This window comes from Micromonospora sp. NPDC047756 (assembly GCF_055587245.1).
Genome location: NZ_JBVJGQ010000008.1, coordinates 62,164 through 79,984, shown reverse-complemented (window position 1 = coordinate 79,984; position 17,821 = coordinate 62,164). Strand labels below are relative to the sequence as shown.

Genomic DNA, 17,821 nt, shown 5'->3' with positions numbered 1-17,821 from the left:
CCTTACCGCTTCACGACGATGCGAGTGACCGTGGTCGTCGACGACCACGTGAGGTGCGCCAGCCGGTCCGCCGGATCCCGGTACACGTCCAGCAGCGGGATTTCCCACAGTTGGCCGGCGGGAATGGTGAACACCTTGTCCGGTGCGGCCACCCCGTAGGTGGTGTTGCCGGGCACGGCGACCGTCACCGTCATCGGCGACCCGGAGCCGTTGTTGACCAGCAGCGAATACCCGGCACCGCACTTCGCGGTGTCGTTCGCCGCAGCCTGCGTCAGGTTCAGGTTCAGACCCTCATATGAGGGTGTTCGGACGGGGATCTCAGCCATTGGGGCTCCGTGATGAGTGCAGGGTGAACAGGGCGAACGTGAAGTACGGGGGATGACCGTCGGGGGTGCGTGCCTGCTCATCCCTCTGCGGTTGCGGTGGCCCGGCTGCTTCCGGCTGCTGGGTGATGACCGAGCAGAGTCGGCCCGCGATGGTGGGGCGTCGGCGGTGCAGCAGCTCGGACGCCCGATCCAACGCGGTGATGGCCTCACGCGGGTCACGGCCGACCGCTGTGATCTGGGTGGTGGTGGTGACCTCACCGCCGTACCCGTTGAGGGTGATGGTGGGCCGGGTTGCTGGCGGCGGCCACAGAATCAGGTGCGGGTATTCGAGCGGCCCGCCCACCTCGTCGACCTGGCCGACGAACACCTGGTAGGGCAGGGGGTCGAGTAGGTCCGCCAACCCTTGGGCGTGCGCCCACCCCACATCGGTGTCAGCCATCCAACACCTGCCCGGCCAACGCCTCAGCCCCTGCGTAGAACAAGGGCTCCACCACATCCGCCGCCGGCCCCATGAACGGCTGAGGGGCCATCCTCGAAGTGCCGTGCTCAACGAAGTGCGAGTACGAGGCGGTTGGCCCCGTCTCGCCGGTGATCACAGCCGAACCCGGCCCGCCGTCGAAGTCGGAGGAAATGGACGACCGAAGGTGACCCGTGCGAACCGGAGCCTTGGCCTTACCCAACTGCTCCGTCCGCAGCGTTGATGCCCGCACCAAGGCGTGTACCTCGCGACCCAGCTTGTCCGGGCTGTCGTCCATGTCGTCGGCGAGCCGGTCAAAGTCGTCCACCGCTCACCCCCTGCTATCGGGTGGTGGGCTGCCTCAACTGGCAGGTCAGGTCGCGTTGCCACGAAACGCTGCTGCCGGACACGGCTGCCACGGACAAGGTGCGCCCGACAAGGTCAGGGTTCGTGGCGGTCGCGGTGAGCGTCACCAGGTCGTTGGCCTTGTACACCACTCCACTCACGGGCAGGGTGACCCGCACATCAGCCAGGGGTGTGGTGGTGTCCGCAACGACTGGCGCTCCGGCCGCCGACAGGTACTGGTAGCGGCACGGGCCCTCGTACAGCAGCACCGGGGGCGGGTACACGTTCTTGCCGGCCTCGTCATCCCACACCGCCTTTTGGGCGGGGCGTTCCACCCGGCAGGTGGCGGTGGCTTGCCGGTCGGCGACCGGACGGTGGTGCTGCTCGAAGCGGGGGTGGATCAGGTGGGTGTTCGGGAGCGGCACAGCCTCACCACCCGCACCAGTAGGCGGCGTTCGGGTTGAAGTCGGCGACGGAGATCGCCCACGCGTCTGACCCGCTCACCGCGTCGTCGTCGTCCTGCCGTGCCTGCTCGCGTAGCGCTTTCGCCTGGGCCCGCAGTTCGGCGGCAACCGCTGGCCCGTCGGTGGAAAGATCCTGGGTGGTGATCTTCTTGCTGACCAGTACCTCAGACCGGGAGATGATCTCCAACGCGGCGGCGGCGGCGCGCTTGACCCCGCCGCCTTCCATCACCAGCAACGCCGACAACTGCTCGTCGGTGAACAACTGGTCCGCAGGGGTGTCCGACGTGTCCGTGATGAGCAAACGCACCATCCCGACCGGTTGGGTCAGGTCGTTGCTGAAAATCAGCTCATCGCCGCCAGCGGGAACCGGCACAGTCGCCCCCTCTCTCAGACGGGGGTGATGGTGATGTCGTCGAACTGGATGGGCTGCTCAACCCCGGTCGCCCGCCCCAGCTCGATGCGCAGTTGCATGGTGGCGGGGTGGAGGCTGGTGTTCCACCAAACCTTCTGCCACACGTTGAGCGTGGACGGGGTGAACGAGCGGATCTCGTCGTACCGGCTGGCGTTGGTGTTGTCGACCAGTCGGATGGTGCCCGTCGCCGGCAGTGCGCCGGTGGCCCGGATCCACGCCTCAACCCGGAACGTGCCACCTTGCGACCCGGTGTAGGTGAGGGCACTGGTGATCTGCTGCAACTTGGCGGTCCCGCTGGTCGTGAACTCGACGAAGTTCGCCCCGGTGTGGCCGCCGGTGGTGCGCAAGCTGACGCCTGTGCCGTGCGACCAGCCCGTCCAGAACGCGGCATAGTCCGGATCGAACGAGCTGTTGCCCAGCAAGTTCAGCTTGCGGGTGTGGTTGGGGTCGGCGGCGATCAAACCGGTAGCGGTCATGATCTCGAAGTCCCCGGCGTCCCGCCTTGCCGCCAGCCAGTCCAACACCCCGGTCAACGCGCTCAGGGACATGTAGCCGTTGAGGCCGATGTACCCGGGGTGCAGCATGAGTTGGATGCCCGCCCCGTAGGCGAGGGCCTGCGTGACCGTGTTCTGTACCGCAGCTTGGCCCATCAACTCGATCGTCAAGTGGTTGAGGCCGTGGTACGAGCGGTGCGGCATGGACCGCCACGTCGACCCGAGGCTGTAACCCTCGGAGAACGGGTACGTCTGGGCGATCAGTCGGCCCGCCAGCCCGGCGAGGTGGGCGTTCGTTTCCAACCGCCACGACGGGTCGGTCGGTTCCAGGCCCGGGACCTGCCAACCCCACACCGAGATGTCCTGGGCTTCGATCTCGGCCTTGCTGGTGACGATTTCCTCCACCAGGCGTTGCGGGGTGGCGGCGTCGGCGTGCGTCGCCGAGTGCGACCACACCTCCAAACCCTGCCGGCACATGGCCCGCAAATCAGCCCACGTCACACCCGTCGACAGGCTGTCCCCGGTCGGCCAGCGGGACACCACACCCACCGTGGCTGGCATACCCCGGGCCACCAACAGCGGCCAGATGGTGTTCCGCAAGTTCGTCAGGTGGTGGTCGAAACGGATCGACACGACAGGCTTCCCGCCGGTGCCGATGCTGCCGCCTTTGGCCTGCAACGCCAACCCGGTCAGGTTGCTGCCCGCCACCTCGATGGGTGCGGCTGCCGCCGCCTGCACCGATGCGATCTCCGCCGTCAACGCCGACTGCACATTGCTGATCGCGGTCTGCTGCAACGACGACACCGGCTTCGCCGAGTCGGGGGTGTTGTTCACATTGCCGAGGCCCAGGTTCGTGCGGGCAGTCGCCGGGCTGGGCAAGTCGGCGAGGTTCGCCGACTTCGCCGCCACGTCCGAGATCGCCGTCGACACCTGGCCGACAACGCCGCCGACCTGCTCCGCCAGGGCGGACACCCGGGCGTCCGTGCCAGCCCGCAGCTCGGTCACAGGACCGCCGCTGATGGCGGTGTACACCACGTCCGCACCGTCGGGGTAGCGGAACAGCGGGATGCGGCTGTACTCGTCGACGGTCACCGTTGAGGTGGGAATCGGATCACCATCAACGGTCAACACATCCGCCGGGATGGTGCACTGCTGGTTAGCCCACAACGGCACCAGCAGCCCCCCGGCGCGGGCACGCCCGTCACGCAGGTACACCAACCGCATCGACTCGTCAGGACCAATGAGACGCGCCATCGTCAGCTACTCCCCGTCTCAGAAGTAGCTGACGACAACGACGATGCCGGGGGCACCGTCGCCGCCCTTGCCCGATGCGTTGCCGTTCAGCGACGCCCCACCACCCGCACCGGCAGCCCCGTACAGGCCGCCGTTGCCGCCAGCCCCGGCCGGGCCGGTGATGCTCGCCGCACCACCACCACCGCCGCCACCGGGCAAGGGGGTGCCGACCGGGACGGAGCCGCCGGCAAGCGCCACAGCACCGCCCACAACCTGCCCGCCACGGTTCACCGCACCAGCGGCGCTGGCGAACACGATCTGGTTCGCGCCACCACCGTTCGAGGCAACATCAGCAGTGCTGATACCACCGCCACCGGGGCCACCAGACGGGCCGTAGGACGGGTTGCCGGACGACACACCCACACCCGTGCCACCGGCCGAACCCGCCGCGTTCAGGCCCGAGAAGTTGCCGCCCGCCGTGCCACCAGCGGTCGTACCACCGCCACCGCCCAAACCGCCGTACGCGGTCACAAACCCGGTGAACACCGAGTGCCCACCGTTGGCGCCGTTCTGGCCGCCCGAGTCGTCCACGGTGACCGCCGCGCCACCCGCACCACCAGCACCAACGGTCACAGCGACCGTGGCCGGGAGCAGGCTGGCGGGCAGGAACACCGGGGGCAGCATGTTGCCGCTGCTGCCACCGCCGCCGCCGCCGCGGTTCGTGGTCGCCGCACCCCGACGGCCGGACCCACCACCGGCGCCGCCGCCGATCGCGATGATCTGCACCAGTTTCGCGCCGGCCGGCTTCGTCCACGTGCCGTCGGCGGTGAACGTCTGCACGTCCGGTGCCCCGGCGGTAGCCGCTGCGGCGATGGCGTTGTTGATGGCGGTGACCTGCGGGCCTGATGCCGGCTTGGCGGCGTCGGCGGTGTTGTCGACGTTGCCCAACCCGAGGTTCGCGCGGGCCGTGGCCGAGTTCGCCAGGTCCCCGAGGTTCGCGCTCTTCTGGGCGGCGCCGACGATCCTCGCGTCGTTGCCGGCGGCCACGGTGCCGTTGGCGGTGCCCACCCCGCGCAGTGCGGCATCACCGAGGCCGGTGATTGTCGTGTACGACTGGGTTCCGGTGTGCGACGACCGGTCCAACGACGAGGCGACAACCTCGCTGAGGGTGTCCATGCGGTCGTCGGTGCGCGCGTACAACGGGACGATCGGCCCGCCGTTGATGCTGGTGTAGACGACGTCCGCGCCCTCCGGGTATTGAAAGAGCGGGATGCGGGAGTGGACGTCCACGATCAGGGTGGACTCCGGGATCTCCTCCCCGGTCATCGTCAACACGTCGGCGGGGACGGAGCCGCCCTCGTCGGCGAACAGGGGCACCGGGTAGCCGCGTGCCTTCGCGCGACCGTCCTGCAAGTAGACGACGCGGTACGCCTCATCCGGGCCGGTCAGGCGCGACGAACCGCCTGACGGGTTCCCACCAGCGGGCACGGGCATAGTGGATCTCACTTTCGGGGCAGGCCGGATGGCCGCGCGGCGGTGGGCGGCGCGGCAGCGGTGGGGCGAGGTGCGGGGGAGAGGCAGCCCCGAAGGTTGGGGCCGGGGGGGTTACGCGTCTGCGCTGATCACCTTCGCGGCGATGCACGCGGCAATGATGTCGTTGCGGTTGGCGTCCGCCGGGTGCGTGACCTTGGCGACCTTCGCGAACGCCTGCCAGGCGTCAATGCCGGACCCTTTGCCGCTGCGGGGCGGTGGGGGTGGCAGTGACGGGCGGTCATCCGGTGCCGGTTCGGTCACCTCAACCGGCTCGTCGTCGGTGTCGTCATCCGCGGCGGGTGGTTCGTCGACGGCAGGCTCCGACACGGGTGTGACCGTCTTGTCGGGTTTCCGGTCGGGGGCGGGTTCGCTGATCCGGACCGGCCCGTCCGACGCCGGCCCCCCACCGTCCGCCGAAGCGGGGGCGGGGAGCCGGGCGTCGAGCAGGTCCGCGATGTCCCCGAGAGTGTCGAGGATCGCGGCGAGCCACGGCCCGTCAGTGCCGAACGGTGTACCCAGGTTCGGGCGGGGCCGAGCCATGATCAGACCCCAGTCCCATTCGAGGCGAGGGCGCTCTTGCTGTCCATCAGCGTCCCACCGAGGACGTGACGCACCCGGTACTGCACCGAGTCGTGCTCGAAGTCGCCCTCCTCCGGGGCCACCGGCCCGCCGCCGACCCGCATCGCGTTCGGGCTCTTCACCCACAGCTCAGGGGTTTCGTGGCCGATGAGGAAACCGATCTCCATCGCCGGGCGGCCCACCTGCGGGTCCGCGAACAGGTACCAGGCGGTGTTGCCGTTGGTGGTGTTCACGATCGGCAGCCACGGGTTCACGACGACCCGGACGCGGTTACGCATCCAGTTCGTCACCCGAAGCTGGTCGTTGCCGGTGCCGTTGCCGCCACCCGACGCGGCCTCGATCTCCGTCGCGTTGATGATGTTCATCGCCGGGACTTCCAGGGCCGGCGGAACGACCAGGGTGACACCCTCGATGTAAATGGGGCCCCCGTCGGTGTCCTTCTGCTGGCCGAGCACCTGCATGCCCTGCTGCACCGCGCCAATGGTCAGCGCCGGGTTCGGGGTGACCGTCGACCCGACAACAGTGGTGTTGATGACGTTGCGGTTGGCGGTAGAGAAGAAGGTGCCGTTCGGGCCGGTGCTGTCCGAGAACAGGGCGGCGGCGAACCGCTCCTCCGTGCGCCGGGCGGCGTTGCCGAGGCGGGTCGGCAGGTCGGTGAGGGCGTCGAGGTCGTCGTTGACGATGGTTTCCCACGACACGGCGATCTGGTCACCGAACTTGGCAACCGCGTACTCGTACGAGCCGTCGGCGACCTTGCGCACCTTGTACGGCGCGAGTTCCTTCACCTGGTTCAGGACGGCTTCGCCGCCGTCGAGGGTGAACCGCTTGACGGTACGGAAGTCCCGCACCCGACCCCGCTTGGCGAACATGTTCCACTGCACCGGCCGCGTCTGGTACGAGGCGAGGAGCTGCCGGTCGATGATGTCACCGAACAGGTAGGTGAAGTCCGCGCGGGACATGGCCTCCTGGAAGGCGAGGGCGGCGCGGCGGTCGCCCTCGATCATGCCCCGGTACAGGCGGGTGAGGCCGACAAGCCGCTGCCGGTAGTCGCGGGACTCCTGGCGCCGCTGGCGCCGGTTGCCGCCGGACAGCAGCATGCCTTCGGTGCTGTAGATGTTGTTCGTGGCGGCACCCTCGGTGCCGGCCTGGAAGGTGTCGAGCTGCCCCAGCGTGTGGGAGCCAGCGTCGAGCAGGGCGGTAGTCATGTGCGCTGGTCTCCTAGTAGCCGACGCGAACAGGGATGGTGGTGGTCGCGCCGGACGCCACGGCGGCCATTGCGTAGCCGAAACGGACACCGTTGGTGTTGTCCTTGTTCAGCTTGTGCGGGGTGGCGGCCGTGTCGTAGTAGAGGATGTCTCCGGCTACGACGGCAGCGTCTGTGGTCGTCTCGCCCTTGACGGGGATGTCGAACACGCCGTTGACGGCGACAGTGGTGACACCGTTGGAGTCCTCGTTGGTGAGCGCCACGCCCGGGAGCTGCCCGTAGATGACCGGGTCACCGGACTGCGGGACGGCCGGCTGCGAGCAAACCAGCGCCAGGCTTTCGGTCCACATGATGACGGTGTTCTTCGCCATGATCAGGCACGTCCCTTCGCGGCGATCTTCGCGGCCTCAGAAGCGAGCCCGAGGGTGTCGCCGAAGAAGCTGTTGAGTTCCTTCTCGAAGCCGTCGTCCTGCGGCGACTCCTGCCGGACAGCGCCCAGCCCGTACGGCTGGCCCACACCGGCCGCCTCCAGGGCCTCCGCGCGGGCACCCCGCACATAGGTGGCCTCGTCGGCGATGGCGGCGGTGATCCGCTCACCGAGGGCGGCGTCATCCACCGCACCCTCAGCCGTGGTCGGAACATCCGCGAGGACCCGGGCGGTCACCCGGGGGCCGATCTGCGCGGCCACATCCGCGAACTCCGGGGCGCGCAGCCCAGCCGCAACAGCCTCAGACGCCCGGCCACGGTTGCGCAGCGCCAGGTTCTCCGACTGCTGGGTGTTCAGCGCCTGCTGCACGGTGGTGAGCTGCTGCGTCAGCGGGGCCAGGGCCTCCGCGAGCGCAGCGGCAACAGCAGCCTGCACGTCAACGCGCGGCTGGGTGGCCTCCGCCGCCGGGGCCGGCGGGGTGACAGGGGCGGTGTCGACGACCGGTGCCGTCCCCGCCTCAACCGGCGCAATACCGGTCGTGGTACCCGACATGTCGGGTCCTCCTTCGATGGGTGGGTTGGGTGCGGTCGGCGGGGCGCCGTCCGTCACGGTGTGGGAGGCCGCCGAAACGGCCTCGGTGGTGGGGGTCGGCGCGGCGTCGGCCGGGCCGGGGGGCGGCGCGGTCTCCGCTGCTGGGGCCGTCTGCGGCTGAGCGGGTTCCTCCCACAAATCCCGGGAGAGGAGCTGCGGCGCGTCGGCCTCAACGCGGGCTGCGAACGCGGACAACGCGTCACCGACAGCCCCCGACAAGGTGATGCGCTCGTCGCGGGTGAGCCGCCCGTCGCCGAACATGTTGTCGGCGCGCTGCGTGAAGTCACTGTGCAGGCGGGCTTCGAACCAGTGGGCGACGTTGCGCGCCTCAGCCGCCGGAACGGTGTTGCCGACGGATTCTAGGACGGACACAATGCCACCCCCGGCCGCCGGTTTGGTGACGAAGTCAACGGAGCGGCCTTCGGGGATCGACTGGACGATGAACCCTTCACGGCCGTCGCGTTCGCCGTGCTCACCGGTCACCCATGCCCGAATGGACATGCCGATCGTGTCGGCCATGTCGGTGATGGCTTCACGCCACGGGGCGAACAGGCGCACCTCAGCGGTGAGTGCCTGTTCCGCTTCGTCCCACCGGGCCGGGGTCGTGGTGACTGCTGCGAGGTTGCGGATGCTGCCGGAGGGGCGGGCGGCGTCTTCCTCGTCGGTGGCGTGATCGACGTAGCAGAACGTGCCCTGCGGCCAGGCGGACGGCCCGTCGCGGCGCAGCACCTCGGCCGGATACAGGTTCCCGTTTAAACTCCACCCGGCACGTATCAGCCGGATTGCGAGTCGGCCGGGCTGGGTGACGGTGGCACCGGAGGCGTCCGCTTCACGGATGGCGACCCGTTCGACTGGGGCACCGCCGGTGGCGGCCTCAGCGGTGGTGTCGTCGGGTGCTTCCACGGTCGGCGCGGACTCGGCGACCGGCAGGCGGCCTCGCAGCGCTGACGTGAACGCGTCCTGCGAGTAGCCGGCAGGTGCGGTGACCCGCGCGGGTGTTGGCCGCTGGGGCATGGGGGTTCGCCTCCCAGGGTGGGTTAGCGCCGCTGGTCGGCGATGCGGTTGAGGTCGCCCAACGGGCGCGGGGTGTACGAGGTGCGCCACGCCGGGTTGTCGCGGCGCTGCGGCAGGTCATCCCAGCCGATGAGGCCGGCGCGGAACAGGGCCAACCGGTTGGCACCCATCACCGCGGCTTGCTGCTCGTCGCTGAGGGCGTCGAAGGCGGCTTGCCGGTCGGGGGTGGCGTCGGCGGGTTCGTCGAGGTCGATACCGAGCGCCCGCCACGGTTTCGCTTTCGGGGCTCTAGAGCATCGGCCCGACTGGTGGTCCCACGGCCCGGCTTGTTCTAGCGGCCATACGGTGCCGTGCATCGCCCAGCAGCTCGGGCATGTCTTCGCTGCGTTCTTGCCGGTGACGGTGGCTAGCCACACCCACCCGTCGAGCAGGTCGGCGTTGGCTTCGTCCGCGTACCGGGCTGCGGTGCGGTGAGCGTCGAGGACTTCCGTGCGGGCCACATTCGTTGCCCGCACCAAGCCGCCCTCAAAGCGGCCCTGAACGGCGGCGACAGCGCGGCGGGCGATCTCTGTTGGGTTGCTGCCGGCGGATACCCCGGAAACCAGTTCCCGGCGGATCGCCGCCGACGCGTCCGCCGACAGGGGCCGGGTTTGCGCGGTGATGGCCTGAGCGGTGCGAACCCGGATGGCGTCCAACGCTGTGGGGAGGATCCGCGCGGCAACCCGTTCGGCGGTGTCGTCCCGGTAGGCGGCCGGCACCTGCGAGGCGATCACCGCAGGTTCGGCGGCGGCTGTGGCGTCGATGGCCAGGCCGGACGCCGCGGTGACCACGCTGCCGGTTGCGGCACCCAACACGTCAAGGGTGTCGTCGGTGACGGTGAGGGCGTACTGCACGGGTTCGATGCGCGCCAACTCGACCGGGTTGAGCCAACGCCCCCGGTCAACCGCCCACAAAGCGAGCAGGTCGGCGGCGGTCGCCCAGGTGGGGGTGAGGGTGTCCCACGCTTTCACCCACCGTCCGGTGAGGTCACGGACGGCGTCGTCGGCGTACCCGCCGATGCGGGCGCGCATGGAGCGGAGCAGGTTGAGGGTGCGGGAGGTGACAGCCACCGTCACCCCCGGGCACGTTCAGGTGTGGCGCCGGGGTGGCCGCACCGTAGACGACCACCCCGACACGATCATGCGGAGGCTCAGAGGCCGCCGCGCTGCCGGTCCGCCACGGAACCCGGCTCCGGCTCACCCTCTACACCCGGGACCGGGGCCGGCTCCACGACGGGCGGCTCGTAGCCGTCGTCCGCCGACTCCACGGCGGTGCGCAGGGACTCGACGTCCGCCTTGATGCCGTCCACGATCGCCTGCTGCTCCGAGGTCAGCTCACCGTCCTGGAGGTCGATGACCCGCTGCTCCAGCCGGGCAATCGCGTCCCGCAGGTTCGTCGCCGAAGCGGCCTGCGCGTCGGCGAGCCCGGTCAGCCGGGTCTGGAGGTCACCCATCTCGTCGCTGAACTTACCCATTTTGATCTCCTGCCTGTGTAGTGCTGTGCGCACCTCGGCGATTCCGAGGCGGCGTTGTAGGTAGCCCCACATGCCGGTCACCCCCGTCGTCGGTGTGCCCGCCGCCGGGTGGGGGCGGGAATGGGGAGTGCGAGTTGTTCGGTGGTCGGCCCGTCACCCGGGTCCGGTTCGTTGTCGTCCCCGTCTGGTTCGTCGTCGGGGGCCATCCGCCCCGGGCCGGCGTCGGCGGGGTCACCGCCGGCCCGTTCCCGGTCGGCAGCAGGTGAACCCAACGGTGTGGGCCACAAGAATTCGCCGTCCGGGCCGACCATGGATTCCAACAGTTGGTCGACGTTGCGCACACCCAGAGCGGTCAGCAGCAGGCGGGCCACAACCTCCGGTGGGATGGTCCCCGTCCCGCTGGCCTCCACCACCGACTTGACCACGGTGGCCGGGTCAACCTTGTCGAGGCGCGGCCACGTGATGTCAATGGTGGGGTCGGTGTTCCCGGCGAGGGTGACCACCTCACGGCCCGTCCACGGGTCGGCGGTGATGCTGCCCTTCAACCTGCCCTTGGTGGCCCGCACCGACTCGGTGATCACATACCGCAGCAGGCGGTGCAGCACGGCAGCCCACAGGTCGCGGCGCTGGCTCATGGTGCCCTCAGTGGGCTTGTCCAGGGTTTCCGCCGTGGCACGGTTGCCGGTCACCCCGGGGTCACCGAGTAGCCACGTCACCGGAATGTCCAACGCTGAGGCGACCATCGCGGCGAGGGGGCGGCCGGAGTCGGCGTCCAAGGTGGCACCGGACTTCGACACCGCCTCCAACTGCACATCGGGGGGCAGTACAGCGGTCGCCCCGGCGTGCAACGGTTCCCCAGTGCCAGGGTCGCGGGAAGGCGGACCGGCGAGTCGGGTGCGCACGGCGGCGTTACGACCACCGGGGGCGCTGGCCTTCCACGCGTACCGGGACAGGGAGCGCATCAAACGCGCCCAGTCTTCCAAGAACTCTTTGTACGCCTTCGCCCAGTCCACCGCGGCGTACGCGTCGGGGATGCCCCGCTGCCAACCCAACGGCTGGTTCACCGGGACGTGCAGGACGGGGGAGAACCAGTCGACCTTCTTCCTGGCATACGTGCCGGGCCGCGAGGTGGGCCGGTAGTCGACGTCTGGGTACAACTGCTCCCGGGTTTCCCGCACCGGGTTGCCGTGCTCATCACGCCCGACGTGTGTCCACCGGCGCAGGTAAAACCAGGGGGTGGCGGCGTCCTCCGGATCGGAGATGATCTCCGCGATCTCATCCGCCGGCAACGTGCGCACCTGCACATGCCCGGTCGTCGGGCGGGTGAACAAGGCAAGGAACACTTCCCCGTCACAGCCGAGCCCGAACGTCTCCAACTGGTCCCGCGCGGCAGCACCAGTGGCGGTGCGCTCATTCGACGGGTCCGTCAAAAACGCGTGCACCACCGCCTGCACATCCTGCTCACCGGTCTTACGGCCGTTCGCGCGGGCGGTGATCTCCACACCCTGACCCCACACGTACGCCGACCGCAGGTTCAAACCGCGCTTGATCAGCGGCTGCTTGATTGCGAACAGGCGACAAATCGCCCGCATCTGCGTCATCGCCTCAGGCGAAAACTCGTGCTCACCCTGGGCGGTCAGCCGGATCCAACCAGGCTCGTACAACGCCCGCTGCAAGTCGGCCACCGACTCTTGCAGCAGCTCGTTGTTGTTGACCTCCTGCTCCAGGCGGACAACCAACTTCTCCATGCGGGCGTGCAAGTCCACCTCAGCGGACGGGGTCACCTCGGCGGTTTCCTGCACAGCAGGTCACCCCCCAGCCGGTCAGACGGGCGAAATTTCGAAGTCAGCGTCGTCGGCGTCCTCGTACACGTCCTGCTCACTCACCGGAGTCGGCGGGGACGTCAACATCAACGCGTCCGCCTTGTCCGGCGACGGCATCCCGCGCTTACGCATGTCGTCCTTCGACTCGATCTGAATCTGACCCCGCGACGTGAACTTGTACTTCATCGACCCAAGCTGGGCGGCAAGCTCATCGTCATCCGGGTCAAGGTCCAAGTCGCCGTCTTCGAACCGCTGGCGCAGGCTCCAATACCACTCAGCGCGGGCGTTGACGAAGTGTTCCCGGTCAACGGCGCCGCTGCCGGCCTGCATGTCCACCACGTCAAGTCCGTGCTCAACCAGCTGGTCGACCACGCCGCCGCCGACACCCACACCGTCAACGCGAACCTCATCAACCGCCCGGTCACGGACGGCTTGAACGACACGGCCGGTCGTCTCGGTCGTGGACTGTTTCGCGTAGTCGCCGATCACCCGCGCCACCGCGCCCTGCCGAACCAGCAGGATCGTCCGGTCCGACCCGAACCGGGCCACATCCACACCGAGGATCGACCACGGACCCGGGGCACACGAACGTTCCTGCGCGGCCAGGATCCACGCGGGTGAGATCAGCACGTCCTCGCCGATGTCGGGGAACTCCCCCAGCACCTTCGACGTGAACCGGGGTGACTCCACACCCCACCGGCGAATCTTGTCCGCAACCCAGCCCGCATCCAACATGAGAGGGCGCAAACCCTCGGGCACGAACTCGGTCGACGGCGCCAACCCCAGCCTGTCGAACAGATCCTTCAAGCCGGGCTCCGCGGCAACCCGCTCCGCTGTCATGTTCGGGGTTTCGAGCCCGGAGATGCGAATGACATTCCACCCAGAGCCCGGCTTGCACACCTGGTGAAACTCGGTGGCCGGATCGTCGGGGTTACCCACAGCGAGGATCCGACAGTCAGCGTTGGTGGTGATCGCCTCCACGGCGGTCCACAACTGGGCGGGTATACCGCACGCCTCGTCGAGGATCACCAGCACGTACCTGCGGTGAATGCCCTGGAACCCGTGCTCGTCCGTGTCCGCTGGTTTTCGCCCGAACCCGATCAGGGTGCCATCGTCGAGCTTCCACTCATCGGACTGCAACACCCTGCCCGGCAGCGGCTCGCCACGCCCTGCGGCCTTCTTCGCCGCCGCCCGGATCTCCTCCCACAGGATCGCGTGCACCTGCTTGTACGTGGGCGCCGTTGACACCACGAACGCCTCACCGGGCGGGTGGGTGTCCAACCACCAGGCGGCGATGCGGGAGGCGATCCAGCTTTTGCCGGCGTTGTGGCACGACTTCACCGCCGTCCGCCGGCTGTCCCGCACCGACTCGGCGATCTCCCGTTGCTTACTCCACAGGTGCTCACCGAGCCGCTGCTGACACCACCCCACCGGATCGTTGAGGTACGGCGACACGGGCGCAGGCTCGAACATGCGGGCCGCAGCCTCGAACGGGTCAACAGGTGGCGCGAACACGGAGGCCGACATCCGACCTCCCGGCTACGCCGCCATCGGCCCGGAGACTGCCCGCAACCGCATCGGTACCACCGTGGCCACCTTCGCCTGCTGCTCCGGCGACAGGTCCAAGTCCCCGAGGATCGCTTTGATCACCCCGGCGAGCATGGCGCCCTGCTGCTCAGCCAGCTTGACGCGGCGTTCTTCCAGACCGGCGCCAATCGCCTTTTCGCACACCTTCACCAGGTGGGCTCGCTCGGCACGCCACAACTGAACCCAGACGTTCACCTCTGCGGCGCGCTTCGTGTCAGTGCCCGGGAACTCGCCCGCCATCTTGTCGACCTCTTCGGTGACACCCCACACCACGTCGGCGGCCTGCAACGCCTGCACCTGCTCGTGCAGCCACGCCACCGCCCCAGCCGTCCGGTGGACCTCTTCGAGGAGGGCGTCCCGGGGGTCAACCTCGCGGGGCAAGCCGAACGTCTTCACCGCCTGCTCGGCCAGCGCTTTCTGCCCGGCAACCGTGTGGGACTTGGTGGACCCGCCGTGGAGCTTGCATCGGCCGGTTCCTGCGTGGTCGGTACCCCAGCCGGCGGGACGGGTGCACAACTGCCCTGCGCCTTCACCGCGCCGCTTGCCGCCGCACTTGGGCTTATCACGGCCGGCGGGCTGGTCGACTGCTGTCATGACCGACTTGCCCCCGCCCAATGTCCGCCAGTGCCAGTACGGTGCCATCAAACGATTGGAGAGACATGACCAGATCAACGATCTCGGCGGGTCAGGTGGCCGCCATGGCGACGGTGTTGCAGGAGATGGCGCTCACTCGTGCCGAGATTGATTCGGCGAAGCTGTGGGGCGGAGCTTGGTCGACCAACACGATGGGTTGGGAGCTGAAAGTGAACGCCGAGGACATCGTGATATCGGCGCAAAGCAAGACCAAACGAGACACCGCCGAGGAGGCGGCGGCTGATGCCGGACGTTTGCGGGCCGCAATCCTCGAAGCAGCAGGCGTTACCCACGCCCGCGGGTTTGTGGCGGCGGACACGATCAACGACGGTGCCCTTGCGGTCGTCGGATGGTTGGGCGCCGTGAAGCTGGTCATCGCGGCGGACCGCTGAGCTTCGACCCCGAGGCTGGGGGGGAAATGCCGAACGCCCGCCGAACCGTGAGGCTCAGGCGGGCGTGGCGGTAAGTCGAAGCCGGACGAAGAGACAGTTCGGCTTGGGCGGAACCTAGCACCGTCCCAGGTGCAAGGTCAAGACTCAGTCTTGCTGAGCCGGTTGCGGCGCGTCGTGTCGGCGACCTCTTTCACTTCGCCGGCTTTGAACATGGGCCACCCGCGTTCGGTGAGCCCCCGAACTTGGAGGTGTTCGCGGGCACCGGTGGGGGACATGTAGCCGCGTTTGCGCCACTGCCGGATCGTCTCCACGTCCACCCCGGCGTATTCGGCGGCCTGGGCGGTGGTGAGCATCTGGTCGTCGGGGACGGTGATCAGTCCGCCGCACACCCAGTCGTCGCCGTAGGCGCGGGCCGCCGCGTCGAGGGCGGCGCACACGTCGGGGTTGGCGGTGTGCAGGTGCTGCCGGTAGGCGTGCACATACCGGCGGGCCTTTTGCAGCTCGGTGTCGCCGGGGTACAGCCACTGTTGCCGGGTGGGTTTCCGGTCGTAGTCGGCGTTCACACCGCCACCTTGCGCGGCCGGGGGGCGGTGAGGATCCCGACGGTCCACGTCTCGTACTCGTCGCGGGTCAGTTGCCAACCGCATTGTTGGGCGCAGTAGACGGGGGTGGGGTCGTCGGCTTCGCGGGGGTCGTCCTGGTGCAGGTCGGCGTGGCAGTCGGGGCAGGTGCCGGGGACTTGCCGGGTGCGGTGGGTACGGCCGAGCATGCCGCGGGCGCGGGCGTGCAGGTGTTGGAGGTGGTGGATGGCTTCCCACCCGGTCATGTCGGTGACGGGGTCTTCGCAGCCGGTGGGGTACACGTCAGTTGCGTCGAGGGCGGCGAGCTGCCGGAGGCGGGGGAGTAGGACGCGAACAGCGTCGTCGAGTCGCCGACCGGGGCGGCGTGGGTGGTTGGGTACCCAGGTGCTGAGTCCGCAGTGTTCGCGGATGACCTCTTCCCAGGTGGTGGCCACGTGCACGATCTCGGCTTGTAGCGCCTCGGCGCCGCCGTTGAGGGGCATGGCTGGGGCTGCCTTGCCGGCTGGCTGCATGTTCAACGCCTGCGACAAGCTGGGTGACTGCAACTGTTCGAGGTCCACGTAGTCGTAGACCAGGCTGCGCACGTCCCGTTCGGCGGCGGCCAAGCAGTCTTCGCACAGGGGGGCTGTGGTGACGGGTGCGGCGGCCGGCGGTTTCGCCAAGCGGTCGTAGGCCCGGCAGCGAATGTCGGAGACGCAGTGCCGTCCGCTGGTGTCGTCGTGCATGGTGGTGGGTCTCCGATCGGCGCGGTTACGCTGGCGAAGACCTCGTAGGAGTTCGGGGTGGTGGGATTGGCGGCGGTCGGATTCGCGGTCCGGCCGCTGCCGCCGTTACTGGTGCCGCTCGGCCTCGTCCGCCATTTCCTCCAACGCCCGAGTGATCCGGTAGCTGTCACTGGCGTTCTTGAGCCGGTGCACCTCCCGCAACTGGTAGTTGGGCGGGTTACCGATCGCCACGATCTCACCCGACACCGTCACCCCAGTCTCGTACCAGTCGCTGGAGCCCCGGTCCCAAAACTCGGTCTGATCCCACTCGTAGCGGCCCACCAACCACACCGGGCTCAACTGTTTGATGATCGGGGTGGCGCGGGCACCGCTCAACCTGCCGAAAAAGCCGGGCTCGTTCCAGGCGGAGAACGCGTTGCGCTCCGACATGGGCACCCGCAGGTCACGGAGCCGCTTCACCGCCTGCTTCAACGCCCCACGCCGTTCCTCTTCGGCTTCCCGTTCCACCGCCTGCCGGGTTTTGGCACCGGGGCGGGGGGCGGCGCACACCACGCACATGTCAACAACAGGCACCCCGAGGCGGATGGCCCGGTGGGAGGTGCAGAACGCTTTCCCGTCGGTGGAGCAGCGGCCCACCGCGTCTACGGAGCAGGGTGCGGGGTTGTTGTAGCTGATGGGGAGTTCGCAGGTCACGGTGGTGGTCATGGCCGCCAGCCCTTCGGTCGGTGACGCACGGCGTAAGCCAGCATGATGCGGATCATCTCGGAGCGGTTCGGTTCGCCGCTGTCGTCGGTGACGTTCTCATCGGTGGCGGTTGCTTCGATGAGGTTGACTGCCGCCCAGGTGGTGCGGAAGTTGACGGTGCGCCGGCCGTGTGGTGTTCGGCTGGTGGGCATACGTCACCTCCTGCTCGTATTCTACCTGCTCAGGGTGTGCCACGGTCGATCCACATCGGCGGGTTCACCGGCACCATCGGCCGACCTGTCTGGCCCGCAGTCGCCGCCGGTACAGCCGCCGGTGCTGGTTGACAATTTCGGCGTGGCGCATCCACCGGCCTGCCTCACTGCGGTCAACCACCGTCGGGGCCTCGGCGCTTGGGCCGCATCCAATACGACTCCTCGGTGTAGTCGTACCGCTCCCAGCCGCCCCGGCCCGCGCGAACGTTGCGCACCCACCCGTCGCCTTCGGGTGGCACATGCGAGTGGTCCCACTGCTTGCGGGGACCCTCCGTGGTCTCGTACTCCCAGCCGGGGTGGGACATCTGCGCGTGCAGTTCTTCGTCCGGACGACGGCGTTGCTGCGCCCGGTACACGGCTAGGTCTTCGCCCGAAGCGCGTTGCCGGCAGGTGGCGTGTTCGATGGTTTCAGTCACCGGGGTTCTCCGTTCGGGCTGGTTGAGTAGGTCGAGCAGGGTTGGCCCGTCCTGTCCTTCGTGGCGGGGTCGGGGCGCGGCGGGTGGGGTGATGCCGTGCTCTCTCGCACAGCTCG

The 17,821-nt window shown here is 68.8% G+C and carries 22 protein-coding genes; 1 reads left to right on the top strand and 21 read right to left on the bottom strand.

Annotated features, from left to right (window positions below; all coding sequences use genetic code 11):
- Window positions 1-2: 2 nt before the first annotated feature.
- The 16 genes from ACZ6NZ_RS25725 to ACZ6NZ_RS25650 all read right to left on the bottom strand — a co-directional run bounded on the left by ACZ6NZ_RS25725 (window position 3) and on the right by ACZ6NZ_RS25650 (window position 14,644).
- Window positions 3-326 (bottom strand): hypothetical protein, encoded by a 324-nt coding sequence (locus tag ACZ6NZ_RS25725; RefSeq protein ID WP_465860633.1) that lies wholly within the window; start codon window positions 324-326, stop codon window positions 3-5.
- Window positions 319-765, bottom strand: a complete 447-nt coding sequence (locus ACZ6NZ_RS25720) for a hypothetical protein (RefSeq protein ID WP_465860632.1) — start codon at window positions 763-765, stop codon at window positions 319-321. The genes ACZ6NZ_RS25725 and ACZ6NZ_RS25720 overlap by 8 nt, the downstream gene beginning before the upstream one ends.
- Window positions 758-1,111, bottom strand: coding sequence for an HK97-gp10 family putative phage morphogenesis protein (locus ACZ6NZ_RS25715; RefSeq protein ID WP_465860631.1), 354 nt, complete (start codon window positions 1,109-1,111; stop codon window positions 758-760). The genes ACZ6NZ_RS25720 and ACZ6NZ_RS25715 overlap by 8 nt, the downstream gene beginning before the upstream one ends.
- A 13-nt stretch (window positions 1,112-1,124) precedes the next feature.
- Window positions 1,125-1,553, bottom strand: coding sequence for a DUF6093 family protein (locus ACZ6NZ_RS25710; protein WP_465860630.1), 429 nt, complete (start codon window positions 1,551-1,553; stop codon window positions 1,125-1,127).
- Between the two features lie 4 nt (window positions 1,554-1,557).
- A complete protein-coding gene (locus ACZ6NZ_RS25705) occupies window positions 1,558-1,965 on the bottom strand; it encodes a hypothetical protein (RefSeq protein WP_465860629.1) in 408 nt (135 codons plus the stop codon).
- 14 nt (window positions 1,966-1,979) lie between these two features.
- Entirely contained in the window at window positions 1,980-3,752 is a 1,773-nt protein-coding gene (locus ACZ6NZ_RS25700; protein ID WP_465860628.1) for a polysaccharide deacetylase family protein, read from the bottom strand.
- An 18-nt stretch (window positions 3,753-3,770) separates the two neighbouring features.
- Complete coding sequence (locus tag ACZ6NZ_RS25695) at window positions 3,771-5,219, bottom strand: glycine-rich domain-containing protein (protein ID WP_465860627.1); 1,449 nt, start codon at window positions 5,217-5,219, stop codon at window positions 3,771-3,773.
- A gap of 117 nt (window positions 5,220-5,336) precedes the next feature.
- Window positions 5,337-5,804, bottom strand: coding sequence for a hypothetical protein (locus tag ACZ6NZ_RS25690; RefSeq protein WP_465860626.1), 468 nt, complete (start codon window positions 5,802-5,804; stop codon window positions 5,337-5,339).
- A gap of 2 nt (window positions 5,805-5,806) precedes the next feature.
- The gene (locus tag ACZ6NZ_RS25685; protein WP_465860625.1) at window positions 5,807-7,048 is read right to left on the bottom strand and encodes a phage major capsid protein; all 1,242 of its coding nucleotides are present in this window, start codon (window positions 7,046-7,048) and stop codon (window positions 5,807-5,809) included.
- 13 nt (window positions 7,049-7,061) lie between these two features.
- Window positions 7,062-7,418 (bottom strand): capsid cement protein, encoded by a 357-nt coding sequence (locus tag ACZ6NZ_RS25680; protein WP_465860624.1) that lies wholly within the window; start codon window positions 7,416-7,418, stop codon window positions 7,062-7,064.
- Between the two features lie 2 nt (window positions 7,419-7,420).
- Window positions 7,421-9,079 carry a hypothetical protein gene (locus tag ACZ6NZ_RS25675; RefSeq protein ID WP_465860623.1) on the bottom strand — a complete coding sequence of 553 codons (1,659 nt, stop codon included), beginning with the start codon at window positions 9,077-9,079 and terminating at the stop codon, window positions 7,421-7,423.
- Window positions 9,080-9,102: 23 nt separating this feature from the next.
- Window positions 9,103-10,194: a hypothetical protein gene (locus ACZ6NZ_RS25670; protein WP_465860622.1), complete on the bottom strand. Its 1,092-nt coding sequence runs from the start codon at window positions 10,192-10,194 to the stop codon at window positions 9,103-9,105.
- 74 nt (window positions 10,195-10,268) lie between these two features.
- On the bottom strand, window positions 10,269-10,592 hold the full coding sequence (locus ACZ6NZ_RS25665; RefSeq protein WP_465860621.1) for a hypothetical protein: 324 nt from the start codon (window positions 10,590-10,592) through the stop codon (window positions 10,269-10,271).
- Between the two features lie 77 nt (window positions 10,593-10,669).
- Window positions 10,670-12,394: a hypothetical protein gene (locus tag ACZ6NZ_RS25660; RefSeq protein WP_465860620.1), complete on the bottom strand. Its 1,725-nt coding sequence runs from the start codon at window positions 12,392-12,394 to the stop codon at window positions 10,670-10,672.
- A 21-nt stretch (window positions 12,395-12,415) separates the two neighbouring features.
- Window positions 12,416-13,942: a hypothetical protein gene (locus ACZ6NZ_RS25655; RefSeq protein WP_465860619.1), complete on the bottom strand. Its 1,527-nt coding sequence runs from the start codon at window positions 13,940-13,942 to the stop codon at window positions 12,416-12,418.
- 12 nt (window positions 13,943-13,954) lie between these two features.
- Entirely contained in the window at window positions 13,955-14,644 is a 690-nt protein-coding gene (locus ACZ6NZ_RS25650) for a hypothetical protein (protein WP_465860618.1), read from the bottom strand.
- Window positions 14,645-14,700: 56 nt separating this feature from the next.
- Here ACZ6NZ_RS25650 and ACZ6NZ_RS25645 point away from each other — a divergent pair, with 56 nt between their 5' ends.
- Window positions 14,701-15,027 (top strand): hypothetical protein, encoded by a 327-nt coding sequence (locus tag ACZ6NZ_RS25645; protein ID WP_465860617.1) that lies wholly within the window; start codon window positions 14,701-14,703, stop codon window positions 15,025-15,027.
- 137 nt (window positions 15,028-15,164) lie between these two features.
- Here the strand turns inward: ACZ6NZ_RS25645 and ACZ6NZ_RS25640 are convergent, their stop codons facing one another.
- The 5 genes from ACZ6NZ_RS25640 to ACZ6NZ_RS25620 form a co-directional block, all read right to left on the bottom strand.
- Entirely contained in the window at window positions 15,165-15,590 is a 426-nt protein-coding gene (locus ACZ6NZ_RS25640; protein ID WP_465860616.1) for a helix-turn-helix domain-containing protein, read from the bottom strand.
- Window positions 15,587-16,333, bottom strand: a complete 747-nt coding sequence (locus ACZ6NZ_RS25635) for a hypothetical protein (protein WP_465860615.1) — start codon at window positions 16,331-16,333, stop codon at window positions 15,587-15,589. The genes ACZ6NZ_RS25640 and ACZ6NZ_RS25635 overlap by 4 nt, the downstream gene beginning before the upstream one ends.
- A 105-nt stretch (window positions 16,334-16,438) precedes the next feature.
- Entirely contained in the window at window positions 16,439-17,038 is a 600-nt protein-coding gene (locus tag ACZ6NZ_RS25630; RefSeq protein ID WP_465860614.1) for a hypothetical protein, read from the bottom strand.
- Entirely contained in the window at window positions 17,035-17,229 is a 195-nt protein-coding gene (locus ACZ6NZ_RS25625) for a hypothetical protein (protein WP_465860612.1), read from the bottom strand. Before ACZ6NZ_RS25625 ends, ACZ6NZ_RS25630 begins: the two co-directional genes overlap by 4 nt.
- Window positions 17,230-17,402: 173 nt before the next feature.
- Window positions 17,403-17,705 (bottom strand): hypothetical protein, encoded by a 303-nt coding sequence (locus ACZ6NZ_RS25620; protein ID WP_465860610.1) that lies wholly within the window; start codon window positions 17,703-17,705, stop codon window positions 17,403-17,405.
- Window positions 17,706-17,821: the final 116 nt, after the last annotated feature.